Annotated in this window: 9 protein-coding genes and 1 pseudogene; 6 read left to right on the forward strand and 4 right to left on the reverse strand. The window is 60.3% G+C overall.

Annotated elements, in window-relative coordinates; translation table 11 throughout:
- On the forward strand, nt 1–769 hold a 769-nt coding region (locus tag AC1ECK_RS23940; protein ID WP_480323802.1), incomplete at its 5' end, for a hypothetical protein.
- On the opposite strand, the pseudogene AC1ECK_RS23945 reads toward AC1ECK_RS23940, so the two are convergent.
- A pseudogene (locus tag AC1ECK_RS23945) lies at nt 769–2,079 on the reverse strand (ESPR-type extended signal peptide-containing protein); the annotation flags it as partial. The gene AC1ECK_RS23940 and the pseudogene AC1ECK_RS23945 sit on opposite strands and share 1 nt — an antisense overlap.
- A gap of 222 nt (nt 2,080–2,301) precedes the next feature.
- On the reverse strand, nt 2,302–2,751 hold the full coding sequence (locus tag AC1ECK_RS23950; protein WP_480323452.1) for a hypothetical protein: 450 nt from the start codon (nt 2,749–2,751) through the stop codon (nt 2,302–2,304).
- Between the two features lie 530 nt (nt 2,752–3,281).
- On the opposite strand from AC1ECK_RS23950, the gene AC1ECK_RS23955 reads away from it, so the two are divergent.
- From AC1ECK_RS23955 to AC1ECK_RS23970, 4 genes are all read left to right on the forward strand, one after another.
- Complete coding sequence (locus tag AC1ECK_RS23955) at nt 3,282–3,854, forward strand: recombinase family protein (RefSeq protein WP_480323454.1); 573 nt, start codon at nt 3,282–3,284, stop codon at nt 3,852–3,854.
- A gap of 676 nt (nt 3,855–4,530) precedes the next feature.
- Nucleotides 4,531–5,880, forward strand: a complete 1,350-nt coding sequence (locus tag AC1ECK_RS23960) for an MFS transporter (RefSeq protein ID WP_480323456.1) — start codon at nt 4,531–4,533, stop codon at nt 5,878–5,880.
- A gap of 96 nt (nt 5,881–5,976) precedes the next feature.
- A complete protein-coding gene (locus AC1ECK_RS23965; RefSeq protein WP_480323458.1) occupies nt 5,977–7,056 on the forward strand; it encodes a lactonase family protein in 1,080 nt (359 codons plus the stop codon).
- A 107-nt stretch (nt 7,057–7,163) separates the two neighbouring features.
- A complete protein-coding gene (locus AC1ECK_RS23970) occupies nt 7,164–8,726 on the forward strand; it encodes a methyl-accepting chemotaxis protein (RefSeq protein WP_480323460.1) in 1,563 nt (520 codons plus the stop codon).
- 57 nt (nt 8,727–8,783) lie between these two features.
- Here AC1ECK_RS23970 and mdeB read toward each other — a convergent pair whose 3' ends face one another.
- The gene (gene mdeB / locus AC1ECK_RS23975; RefSeq protein WP_480323462.1) at nt 8,784–11,543 is read right to left on the reverse strand and encodes an alpha-ketoglutarate dehydrogenase; all 2,760 of its coding nucleotides are present in this window, start codon (nt 11,541–11,543) and stop codon (nt 8,784–8,786) included.
- A gap of 152 nt (nt 11,544–11,695) precedes the next feature.
- Between mdeB and AC1ECK_RS23980 the strand changes: the two genes are divergently transcribed.
- Nucleotides 11,696–12,223 carry an Lrp/AsnC family transcriptional regulator gene (locus tag AC1ECK_RS23980; protein WP_480323464.1) on the forward strand — a complete coding sequence of 176 codons (528 nt, stop codon included), beginning with the start codon at nt 11,696–11,698 and terminating at the stop codon, nt 12,221–12,223.
- A 56-nt stretch (nt 12,224–12,279) separates the two neighbouring features.
- On the opposite strand, the gene AC1ECK_RS23985 is transcribed toward AC1ECK_RS23980, so the two are convergent.
- Complete coding sequence (locus AC1ECK_RS23985; protein ID WP_480323466.1) at nt 12,280–12,789, reverse strand: Lrp/AsnC family transcriptional regulator; 510 nt, start codon at nt 12,787–12,789, stop codon at nt 12,280–12,282.
- Nucleotides 12,790–12,815 lie beyond the last annotated feature (26 nt).

The raw sequence follows: 12,815 nt of genomic DNA on the forward strand, positions 1-12,815 counted from the left end.
GGTCTTCGCCGCCTGGATGGCGGTCGACGATGAACTCGACAAAGAAGCGACGCTGCTTTGTGTGGTCGACAGACCGGTCGACAGTGAACTGATGCTGGTTGACGTGGACGTCGACAGTGAACTGATGCCGGTGGACAGTGAGCTCACGCCCGTTGACAGCGAACTGATGCCCGTCGACGTGGACGTCGACAGTGAGCTGATGCCGGTGGACAGCGAACTCACACCCGTTGACAACGAGCTGATGCCCGTCGACGTGGACGTCGATAGTGAACTGATGCCAGTGGACAGCGAGCTCACGCCCGTTGACAACGAACTGATACCCGTCGACGTGGACGTCGACAGTGAACTGATACCTGTCGACGTGGACGTCGATAGTGAACTGACGCCAGTGGACAGCGAACTCACGCCCGTTGACAACGAACTGATACCCGTCGACGTGGACGTCGACAGTGAGCTGATGCCAGTGGACAGAGAACTCACGCCCGTTGACAACGAACTGATACCTGTCGACGTGGACGTAGACAGTGAACTGACGCCAGTGGACAGCGAGCTCACGCCCGTTGACAACGAGCTGATACCCGTCGACGTGGACGTCGACAGTGAACTGATGCCGGTGGACAGCGAACTCACGCCCGTCGACAACGAGCTGATACCTGCCGACGTGGACGTCGATAGTGAACTGACGCCAGTGGACAGCGAGCTCACGCCCGTCGAAGTTGAGGTCGAGAGACTAGCGATACTCGATACAGTTGTGCTCGCTACTGCATAAAGTTGGCTACCATTGACCGCATCCGTACTCGTCGCACTGATAAGGCCTGCTGCAACGTTCTGGATACGACGTTCCGAGCCGGGCGCTCCGACGCTCACCACGCCGGTTGCAGAACTTGTACCGGCGTACGTGCCAAACGTCGTACCTCCAATGCTCGTACTACTAACCGTGCCCGTTCCACCGGTTGCCGTGGTCGCCGTGCCCGCAGTCACCGATCCCTTACCAAGCGCAACCGAGCCTGATACATTCGCCGTCGACCCGGAGCCGAGTGCGAGCGCGTTGGTGGCACTTGCGACGGCGGTGTCGCCTAGAGCAACCCCGCCAGCCGCTGACACCGTGCTACTGTTCCCCAAGGCGACGGCGCCTTGTCCGGTCGCCGAGTTCGCATTACCTAGCGCAACGGCGCCCTGACCGTTCGCTGAGTTGTTCGCGCCTACCGACACTGCGCCGGTGCCGATAGAACTATTGGGATCGCCAATGGCAACCGCCCCGTTGCCGGTCGCTGTCTGCGCGAGGCCAATCGCGACCGCACCGCCAGCAGTTGTCGTACTGTTGGCCGTCGTGCCGCTCGAGCCAATTGCCACGTTTTGGCCGGTAGCACCCGAAATCGTGCCATCGCCCTGCGCAATGCCATATGCACCGCTAGCGGTGGCACCGCGACCAACCGCTATACCCGAGGTTGCACCGGCCGCAACCGATGATTGACCTCCAATCGCAATGCCATTCGTCGCGGCCGAGTTCGCTCCTGAGGTCGAGTTGCTGCCGATAGCAATGGAACCAGTATTCGTCGCGTAAGCAGCGGCTCCAAATGCGGATGCGTAACTACCGGATGCAGTGGCATTTGCGCCGAAGGCGGAACTCGATTGTCCTGAAGCTGTTGAAAAGGTACCAACCGCGGTTCCGAAATCACCAGCCAGCCCCGCCAAGCCAACCGCCACGGCTCCATTACCAGACGCAGTGGTGTATGAGCCAAACAGTGTCACCCCTGTGTAAGGCCCCAAATATCCGCCACCGTTAGCGCCACATCCAATAACGTTAGAATAAGTTCCTGATCCATCGATTGGATTCACTTCTGCGGAAAACGACCGCCCAGACCAGGTTCCTGCTCCCGTACTGCAGATATTGGCACCAACTCCGTTTGGTGGATACGTTGTTGCGTTTGCGGCACTGACAAAACCCGCCAACAGCACCCCGGCAGCCAGCTTAACCACGGCGGAGCGACCGCGACCGCCGTGTGACGAATCCAGTTCAGAAGCTGCAACCCACGCCCCGAGAGCTTCATTCCATACAGTTCGGTATATGCGATTCACAATTCGATATCCAGTCGTATATTATTTTCAGAACAGAACGCTTCGGCATCGGATGTCGCGCCAGTTCACACCATTCAAATATTTACAGATAAAACAATTATCTTTATTAAAATAATATGTTAATTAATGATCCTAATTATTTTACAAATTATCATCGAGAGAGATCGGCACCAGATGTTCTGAATCGTACTTATCGACAGTGCAGCAAGATCACCACACCCATCAATCACCCAATGCAACGTCACCCTGAATCAATTGACGAACCAGCATGCCGTGACGTCGCCCTAACTCAGTCGATTTACCGACGATGCGACGAGACACCTCTGCAGGGCAAACATGCAAAGCATCTTCCAGACCCTTGCGCATGCCGTTTGACGCGGCGGAATCTTCCCCACACAACCCCTCAGTCACCCCGGCGTCATACGCCATCAGATAAACGTCATGCGCACTCGGATCAAGTTGAGCCTCAAGGACATAACCGACAAGCCCCCTGAAAGTCGAAAGAAGCTGCGCCGTGTTGTCCGCGGGCTTGCGCCGATGCAAACCCGGTCCGATATCGATCCGCTCGCCGTCAATTTCCCCCAGGAAAAGACGCGCAAGAATCAACTCGCGCTCCTGTTCCGATTCACCAGCTTCGTTAAGCCAGGTGACGAAATTGTCTTTTCTGCTCATTGCGGACCTCGTTTTATACGCAAGCAAAATGCCACAAGGAGCTCCCGTCACGCGGACATCCGCGCACAAGCCCTCTCCCAAAGGCAGATAAAGTCAAAACCCCTCGAACAGCACCGAGCAATTTCAATCCAGATAAACGGGGACAAATTCCAGGAAAAAAACGTCCCTTTGCGCAATGCTGTAATTGTTGAAGGGGTATTCCGCGGAGCGCCTTGTGTGGCAAGCGTTTGGTTGAGCACGTCAGTCGCTGGACAAAAAGGGACGTTTCTGTCCAGTACAATGCGCACAACTTAACAATGCCTAACAAAACAAGACAATCAACGGTATCCCGATGTGGTGGCAGAAAATTAGTGTCCCGCACATGGTGTCAGGTGCACGCTGATCTATGCCCAACATTCACAGCAAAAACCACAGAAGAGCCGCATTCCGGACAGGCTCTCGCTCCCAGCGCCCTGGGCAGTCACGACACCCACCTTGGAATCCCGGCTTGCTTTGGCGGACGGCAGGGACCTTACTCGCATTGGATGCATATGAAAATCGGCTATGCACGCGTATCGACTGATGAACAAAACTTGAGTCTTCAGGAGAATTCGCTGCGGCACGCGGGATGCGCTCACGTCTACACCGACAAAGGTATTTCCGGGATCATATTTAAACGACCAGGCCTTGACCGGGCTCTTCGTCGCCTGAAACCCGGCGACACGCTAGTCGTATGGAGACTCGACCGTCTGGGCCGCTCCCTCCCGAAACTCGTGGATCTCGTCACATCGCTCGAAGAACGGGCGGTACAGTTTGAATCACTGACCGAAGCAATCTCCACCGAATCACCCGGAGGCACGTTGATCTTTCATATGATGGCAGCCCTCGCTCAGTTTGAGCGCGCGCTCATCAGCGAACGAACCAAGGCTGGCCTGGCGGCGGCACGGCAAAGGGGCACCGTCCTGGGACGCAGGCACGCACTTACGGCGAAGCAGCAGGTACAGGCGCTCAAGCTCCTCGAAACCCTGCCAGCCTCAGCTGTAGCAAAGAAATTCAACGTCCACCCACGCACCCTGGTCCGACTCAGGCAGGCCAGCAAAGTCCGATCCTCCGACGACAAATAGCAGATCCGTTCGCCCTCTCAATCTTGTCCTGCGAAAAAACTCCCATCGCCCGGCATTGCGTCGATTCGCAGATTGCCAACTATCGTAGATAGTGGATCCACCACTTGCTCGGTTACGCGAATATTTAGAGCAGTTAAGAAGTAATGGCGCACCACTTCCACGTCGAGCGAGTCGCGCGAATAAGTATGGCGTTCCCAGAATTAACGTAGTCACTCCCCTACCAAATAATAAGAAAACCCCTAGTAAATCTCCATTTACTGGAAATTCCCCGCTCTAACGCTAAAAAAGATTCACTTCTGCCTTCAGATTCATCCTCGCTGGTCGTAAACACAGGTCGGTATAGTTGTAAAACAACAAACACACGAGAATGCACCTCGGATCGCTCTATCACCTGACGGAGCCCTGTCATCCCGCTAACGTTCGTCGGTCATGTGCGCCGTTTACGCGCCTGATTTCGCATCAATCTGCTGCACTCGCACAGCCGGCGCGGGATTTCACGCGATAGGGGTAAATACCTAACGATCAAGGTTTGTTGACAGACAACTTTATCTGTACCCTCGTGTTGCTTTACAAGATAGAGAGCATCGGCGCTCGTGTGCCGCTACCGCGCGCCCCCGCGCCACGACACTCGACCAGGCACCGATTGCGCCCGAATCTGCGACTTTCAGGAACCACGATGGAAATCAGCCATATTGCCGGCGCCACAGCGCGCACGAGGGTCCGTTACGGAATCCTGTTAATGATCTTCATTATCACGACCTTCAACTATGCGGATCGGGCCACCCTGTCGATCACGGGAACCGCGATGCGCAAGGCATTCGGCATCGACCCGGTGCAGATGGGCTACATTTTCTCCGCATTCAGTTGGGCTTATGTGCTGTCGCAATTGCCGAGCGGCTGGCTCCTCGACCGCTTCGGCGCGCGCCGCGTCTACGCGGCCAGTATCTTCATCTGGTCGTTCTTCACTCTGCTGCAAAGTTGTGTCGGCATCGCGGGTAGCGCCGCCGCGGTAGTCGCGTTGTTTGCGTTACGTTTCGCCGTTGGGGTAGCCGAGGCCCCGGCGTTTCCCGCCAACGGCAAAGTCGTCGCAAGCTGGTTTCCCACCGCGGAACGCGGCACGGCATCAGCCATCTTCAATTCGGCCCAGTATTTCGCGGCCGTCGTCTTTACGCCGTTGATGGCATGGCTCACGCACCGGTTCGGCTGGCAGCAGGTCTACGTGGCGATGGGCATCGGCGGCATCGCGCTGGCAGCGATCTGGCTAAAGGTGATGCGAAGTCCCGCCGACCATCCGCGCATCAATCAGGCCGAACTCGACCATATCGAGCAAGGTGGTGGCATGATTCGCATGCCGAAGCAACATATCGCGCAGGCGGCCGGCGAGCCGGCCAACACGGCGAGCCTCGCACGCATACGCGAGTTGCTGAGCAACCGGATGCTGCTCGGCGTGTACCTGGGCCAGTACTGCGTCAACGTGCTGACCTACTTCTTCCTTAGCTGGTTTCCGTTGTATCTCGTCCAGGCACGCGGCATGTCGATCCTGCAAGCAGGCTTCGTCGCGTCGATACCGGCTATCTGCGGTTTTGCCGGCGGGGTACTCGGCGGCGTGTTCTCGGACGCGCTGATCAAGCGGCGCTGCTCGCTGACCATGGCGCGCAAGATTCCGATCGTGGGCGGCATGCTGCTGTCCGTGACGATGATCGGTTGCAACTATGTCAGCGCCGACTGGCTCGTGGTGTGCCTGATGGCGCTGGCCTTCTTCGGCAAAGGCGTCGGCGCGCTCGGCTGGGCGGTGGTCGCGGACACCGCGCCAAGCGACGCAATCGGCCTGTCGGGGGCCATTTTCAACATGTTCGGCAATGTGGCAGGCATCGTCACTCCGATCGTGATCGGCTACATCCTCAGCATGACCGGCTCGTTCGACGGCGCGCTGGTTTTTGTCGGCGCTCATGCTCTCCTGACGGTGTTCAGCTATCTGGTGATCGTGAAAGATATCAAGCGGGTCGAACTGCGCGTCGCGAGTTGATCCATACGAATCTGCATTACCTTGCGCGGCCCCGCTTCACCCGATTCGCGGCCGGCAATCCGCTTCACATAACAAACTGCGTCTGGAGATCCATACATGCAATCCGTCATCAAGCGAGGCGCCGCTATCGCGGCAGGTCTGGTCATGACCACCGGGGCAGTCTCTGCCGCCACCGTCGTCTACGTCTCGAACGCAGATAGCCGGACCATCTCGGTACTGCAACTGAATGAAGACAGCGGCAAGCTGTCGACGATCCAGGACGTGCCCGTGTCCGGCATGGTCATGCCGCTTGCGGTCAGTCCGGACCGTCAATACCTGTTTGCCTCGTTGCGCTCGAAACCCTACTCGGTCGAGAGCTTCCGCATCGCCCCGGGCGACGGCAAGCTCACGCCGATCGGCACGAGTCCCTTGCCGGAGAGCATGGCGAACCTGTCCACCGATCGCTCCGGGCGCTACCTGTTTGCCGCATCGTATGGCGGCAATCTGATCAGCGAAAGCCGCATTGGCGCAGACGGCCTAGTCGCGCCCGCCAATCTCGTGATTCCGACCAAACCCAAAGCGCACGCGATCAAGACGGATCCATCGAACCGCTGGCTCTTCGCGACCAATCTGGGCGGCGACATCATCATGCAGTGCCGCTTCGACGCAACGACAGGCGCGATTACACCGAACGAATCGCCGACCTTGAATTTCGCCAGCCAGGCCGGTCCGCGCCATTTCGTGTTTCATCCGAATGGACGTGTCGTCTATGTGGTCAACGAGCTTGACGGCAAGCTCGAGCGTCTATCGTTCGATCCCGACAAGGGCACGCTCGCCATTCAACAGACTATCTCCGCCTTGCCTTCGGGCTTTAGCGGCACACCGTGGGCCGCGGATGTCCACACCACGCCCGACGGCCAATATCTCTATGTTTCGGAGCGCACCTCGAGTACCCTGATCGGCTATCGCATTGCCGGTCAGGAAGGTATCCTGAGCAAGTTCGGTCAATATCCGACCGAGACGCAGCCGCGAGCATTTGCAATCGATTCATCGGGACGCTATCTTCTGTCGGCAGGCCAATTATCGAATGCAGTGAGTGTCCACCGCATCGATCCAGGCAGCGGCGAACTGGTCCGGCTCGGCTCGTTTCTCGTCGGCAAGAATCCTTCCTGGGTCGAGATCGTCGACCTCAACTAGCAGGTACCCGGCTCGGGCAAGCACCACGGCTGCAACCGGCAGCCGCCGCAGCCCCGCTGCGCCCGCGCCGGCCGATGGGCCCGAAGTCCTTTTCCGGTGATCCGAACATGAAGAACCTAAGCATACGCACAGCCTTGCTGGCGATCCTCGCCGCCTTCGCCGCCATGATCGTCGGCGGTGGGATCGCCGGCATTGTCTCGCTGGGCGCCGCCAACGCTTCGACAGCGCGCGTCCATACGATTTCGGCGCGCTGCATCCTGCTCAACGACGCCTATAAGGACATGACGCGGGCCCGCTCTGCCCTGACACGCGCCTATAGCACGGCGCGGGAAAATCCTTCCGCCGGCGTGAATACAGGCGCCATCGACAGTGCCACCTCAAGCTTCAAGCGCTCGGTCGCGCAGATGCAAGCCTTCGCAGACTCGCCACACTTCGCCGGCCAGGATGAAGCGCTTCAGCAAACCATCGTGCAGTCTGCCCGCGAGCACGCGCAGACGGTGCAGCGTGCGCTTGACGCCTTACGCGCCAACAACCCCGGGGCCTACGCGGCGATTAACGCAAAGGACGTGACGAACTCCGGCGCCGCGTACTCGGCGGCGGTGGAGAAATTCCAGCGGCAGGCCAACGAGCTGGCTCAGCAGGAGTCGGACGCCGAACACGACCGTTACGCGTTGATCGTCAAGCTGGTCGCAGCGGGCGTATTGTGCGCACTCGGCCTGATCGTCGCGGTTCACTATATGTTGCGGCGCAACGTCATTCGCCCTCTTACCGAAGCGGCAAGCCTGCTGGGCCGGGTTGCCGACGGCGACCTGACCATCGGCGCGACGACCGTCGCGGGGGAAAACGAGGTGGGTCGTCTGTTCGCTGCGATTGCTCGCATGCAGGCGGGGCTCACGCGCACGGTCCGGCAGGTGCGGATCAGCTCGGATGCGGTTAACCTCGGCGCCCATGAGATCGCGGCCGGCAATCTGGACCTGTCGTCGCGAACCGAGCAACAATCGGCCGCGCTGGAAGAGACCGCCGCCAGCATGGGGGAATTGACCTCCACGGTCACCCATAACTCGGAGAACGCGCGCGAGGCCGAATCGCTCGCCAGCAACGCCGCGGATCTTGCGATTCGCAGCGGCGAAGTCGTGCACGGCGTGGTGGCGACGATGAACGTCATCAGCACCAGTTCCTCGAAGATGGCCGATATCGTCGCCGTGATAGACGGGATCGCGTTCCAGACCAACATCCTTGCGCTGAACGCCGCGGTAGAGGCTGCGCGCGCCGGCGAACAAGGGCGTGGATTCGCTGTCGTCGCAAGTGAAGTGCGCGCGCTGGCGCAGCGAAGCGCGAGCGCCGCCAAAGAGATCAAAACACTGATCGACGATTCGCTCGGCAAGGTCGAAGCAGGTAATGCGCTCGTCGCGCAGGCCGGGAGCACGATCGGCGAAACCGTTGCGGCCGTGCGCCGCGTCGCGGAAATCGTGCAGGAAATCGCTGCGGCGTCAGCCGAGCAGACCACCGGCATCGTGCAGGTCGGTCAGGCTGTCTCGCAGATGGAGCAGGTTACCCAGCAAAATGCGGCGCTCGTCGAACAGGCAGCCGCCGCAGCGGGGTCCCTTGAAGCACAGGCTCGTCAACTGGAGGCGGCTGTCTCGTCGTTCCGGCTTGTCCAGCAACCATGATCGGTGCGGGCCGGCGAGCAGCATAGTTGGCTCGTGGCGCAGCGTGGTCAACGGCGCTTACCGCTCCCAAGGCGCCGTCGCAGCCGGCGTGCCCTTGCCATAACGCCGCCGCGCCTCGACGACCACGCTCGCCTCGATCTCACCCTCATCCGCAAGCGCCTTCAACGCAGCGAGCACAATCGACGCGCGGTCGACCTCGAAGAATTCGCGCAGCGCCGCACGCGTATCGCTGCGCCCGAAGCCATCGGTGCCGAGCGTCACATAGCGGCGCGGCACATACGCGCGGATCAGTTCGGGAATCGCCCGCACATAGTCCGTCGCCGCGATTACGGGCCCATGTGACGCAGCAAGCGCCGAGGTGACATATGGCACATCCGGCACATGCGCGGCCTCGCCAAGACGCTCGAGCCGCTCGGCCGCCATGCCGTCACGCTGCAATTCGGTGAAGCTGGTCACGCTCCACACGGCGGCGACGACGCCCCACTCGTCCTTCAGCATCTGCCGCGCGGCGAGCACCTCGCCGAGAATCGCACCGGAGCCGAGAAGCTGCACACGCGCTGCTTCGCGCGGTTCTGCTTCATGCGATCCCGCTTCACGAGATCCATCAGGCAGCGGATAAATCCCCTTCAAAATCCCCTCGCGCACGCCCTGCAAACCGTCATCAGGGACCGACGGCTGTGCGTAGTTCTCGTTCATCACCGTCACGTAATAGAACACGTCGCGCTGCTGCTCGACCATCTCGCGCATGCCCGCGTCGACGATCGCCGCGACCTCATAAGCGAACGCCGGATCGTACGCGCGGCAGTTCGGAATCGTCGAGGCTGCCAGATGACTAGTGCCGTCCTGATGTTGCAGCCCTTCCCCACCCAGCGTGGTCTTGCCGGACGTGGCTCCGATCAGAAAGCCGCGTGCGCGTTGATCGGCAGCGGCCCAGATGATGTCGCCGATGCGCTGGAAGCCGAACATCGAGTAGTAGATGTAGAACGGCAGCATCGGCAGATCGTGCACGCTATACGAAGTCGCCGCTGCAATCCACGACGACACCGCACCCGCCTCCGAAATGCCCTCTTCGAGAATCTGCCCGCTGGTGTCCTCGCGGTAATAGAGCATCGAACCGAGGTCTTCAGGCTCGTACAGTTGCCCCAGCGGCGAATAGATGCCGACCTGGCGGAACATGTTGGCCATGCCGAACGTGCGCGCCTCGTCGGCGACGATCGGCACCACCCGCGGGCCGATCTGCGCATCCTTGAGCAGCGCGGTCAGCATGCGCACCAGCGCCATCGTCGTGGACATTTCACGGCCGTTCGCCTCCAGTGCGAATTGCCCCCAGGTCTGCAGCGAAGGCACGATCAGCCCCTTCGTTGCGACGCTCCGCCTTCTGGGCAGATAGCCCCCGAGTGCCGCCCGGCGTGCATGCAGGTACTGCATTTCCGGGCTGTCTGCTGCTGGCTTGTAAAACTTCACCTGTTCGACATCCTCATCCGAGAGCGGCAAACGGAAACGGTCGCGGAACGCTTTCAGGTCGTCGAAATCGAGCTTCTTCTGCTGGTGCGTCGTCATCCGGCCCTGGCCCGAGGCGCCCATGCCGAAGCCCTTCATGGTCTTCGCGAGGATCACCGTGGGCTGGCCGCGATGCGCAAGCGCGCGGGCGTAGGCCGCATGCAGCTTGCGCACATCGTGGCCACCGCGGCGCAGACGGTCGATCTCGTCATCGCTGAGTTGTGCGGCAAGTGCGGCGAGTTCCGGGTTCTGGCCGAAGAAGCGGGCGCGGTTATACGCGCCGTCGTTCGCCGAGAAAGTCTGGAACTGGCCATCCACCGTATGGGCGAACGCACGCATCAAGGCCCCCGTGCGATCGCGCGCAAACAGCGCATCCCAGTCCGAGCCCCATACCACCTTGATCACGTTCCAGCCCGCGCCGGCGAAATGCGCTTCCAGTTCGTCGATGATGCGGCCATTGCTGCGCACCGGACCGTCGAGCCGCTGCAGGTTGCAGTTGATCACGAACACCAGATTGTCGAGCCCTTCGCGCGCCGCCAGCGAAAGCGCGCCGAGCGACTCCGGTTCGTCCATCTCGCCGTCGCCGAAAAAGCCCCACACCTTGCGGCCTTCGGTGTGCGCGAGCCCACGGTTCTGCAGATAGCGCATGAAGCGCGCCTGGTAAATCGAGTTGATCGGGCCGATGCCCATCGAGCCGGTCGGAAACTGCCAGAAGTCCGGCATCAGCCACGGGTGCGGATACGAACACAGGCCCGGCCCGGAGATTTCGCGCCGGTAATGCTGCAGGTGTTCCTCGTCGAGGAAGCCTTCGAGGTAGGCTCGCGCATAGACTCCCGGCGACGAGTGCGGCTGGAAGTACACGAGATCGCCGCCCGAGCCCTCGCCTGCTGCGGGGCCGCTCGCGCGAAAGAAATGGTTGAAGCCGACTTCGAACAGATCCGCCGCCGACGCGTAGCTCGCAATGTGTCCGCCAAGTTCGCCATACGCCTTGTTGGCACGCACCACCATTGCCAGTGCATTCCAGCGCAGCGCCGCAGCGAGCCGCTCTTCGAGTTCGAGATTGCCCGGATAACGTGGCTGCTGGTCGAACGCAATCGTATTGACGTAGGGCGTGACACGCATGCGGGACGACTCGACACCGAGCGACAGCGCATGGGCCGCAAGCCGGTCGAACAGATACTGTGCGCGCTCATGCCCGACATGCGCGACGACGCCCTCGAGCGCCTCCAGCCACTCCGCGGTTTCCGCGGGATCGCTGTCGTCCTGAACCCGCTCTGATGACCGCAACTGCAACGCGCCGCTCGACAAATCCGTCATGACATCACTCCCGCATGGAGGCATTCGGTTCACAAATGGATGGATAGATGTTAACCATCAAGCCGCAAAATAGGCCTCTCATTTGCTTGCCGTGTCGCCTCGGCGTAGTGTATTTATTCTGCGTATGACCTCATTTACGGAATATGTCATCTATGACGACGCCACCGAAACGGCTCGACCGCATCGACATCGGGATACTCAGCCAGTTGCAACAAAACGCCCGCATCACCAATTCCGAGCTGGCGCGTGCGGTCAACCTGTCGCCGACGCCCTGCTTCAACCGCGTGCGGGCGCTCGAGAAACTCGGGCTGTTCAAGCAACAGGTCACGCTGCTGAATCCGGAGCCGCTGGGTCTGCGAATCAACGTGTTTATTCAGGTGAGTCTGGAAAAGCAGGTCGAGGAGGCCTTGCAGCGCTTCGAGCAGGCCATCTCGGCGCGCCCGGAGGTCATGGAGTGCTATCTGATGACCGGCGATGCCGACTACCTGCTGCGCGTGGTGATGCCCGACATGCAGACCCTCGAGCGCTTTATCCTCGAACATCTGACGAAAATACCGGGTGTGTCGAACATCCGTTCCAGCTTCGCGCTCAAGCAGGTGCGCTACAAAACGGCATTGCCGCTGCCCTCGTCGGGGCTGACGCTGGTCGATCCCGACGATGTGGCGACCGACTGGCGCTAACGGTGAACGGGCGTGACGCGTAGCGTGCCAGAGGATTCGCGTTGCGCGCCTGACGCCTAGAGCGGAATACTCGTGGTCGAAAGAATCTCCTTGAGCACCACGAAACTCCTGATCTGCCGCACACCCGGCAGGTAAAGCAATTGCTCCGCGTGGAGCCGGTTAAAGCTATTGCTGTCTTTTGTGCGCACCAGCATGAAGTAGTCGAACTCGCCCGTTACGACGTGACACTCCATACAGCCCGACACTTTCTGCGCCGCTTTTTCGAAGTCGGCGAACGACTCCGGCGTCGAGCGATCGAGCACCACGCCGATCATCACCAGCATGCCGGCCTCGAGCGCCTTCGCGTCGAGTAGCGCCACCACGCCGCGAATCAATCCCATTTCCTTGAGCCGCTCGACCCGGCGCAGACAGGCCGGTGCGCTCAGATTCACCTTGGCCGCGAGCGCCACGTTCGAGATCGACGCGTCGCGTTGCAGTTGACGCAGGATGGCCCGATCGACGCGATCGATCTCAAGGCTTGACTGGCGGGCTTCGGAAGCATGGCCACGAAATTTTCTTGCGGGCATGGCGACTCAGGAGAAGTAAACGTAGG

The organism is Paraburkholderia sp. SSBN10T, assembly GCF_056619545.1.

Excerpts from the sequence above, each read along its gene's own strand:
- AC1ECK_RS23950 (WP_480323452.1), bottom strand. The coding sequence starts at position 2,751 with ATGAGCAGAAAAGACAATTTCGTCACCTGGCTTAACGAAGCTGGTGAA.
- AC1ECK_RS23955 (WP_480323454.1), top strand. The coding sequence starts at position 3,282 with ATGAAAATCGGCTATGCACGCGTATCGACTGATGAACAAAACTTGAGT.
- AC1ECK_RS23960 (WP_480323456.1), top strand. The coding sequence starts at position 4,531 with ATGGAAATCAGCCATATTGCCGGCGCCACAGCGCGCACGAGGGTCCGT.
- AC1ECK_RS23965 (WP_480323458.1), top strand. The coding sequence starts at position 5,977 with ATGCAATCCGTCATCAAGCGAGGCGCCGCTATCGCGGCAGGTCTGGTC.
- AC1ECK_RS23970 (WP_480323460.1), top strand. The coding sequence starts at position 7,164 with ATGAAGAACCTAAGCATACGCACAGCCTTGCTGGCGATCCTCGCCGCC.
- mdeB (WP_480323462.1), bottom strand. The coding sequence starts at position 11,543 with ATGACGGATTTGTCGAGCGGCGCGTTGCAGTTGCGGTCATCAGAGCGG.
- AC1ECK_RS23980 (WP_480323464.1), top strand. The coding sequence starts at position 11,696 with ATGACGACGCCACCGAAACGGCTCGACCGCATCGACATCGGGATACTC.
- AC1ECK_RS23985 (WP_480323466.1), bottom strand. The coding sequence starts at position 12,789 with ATGCCCGCAAGAAAATTTCGTGGCCATGCTTCCGAAGCCCGCCAGTCA.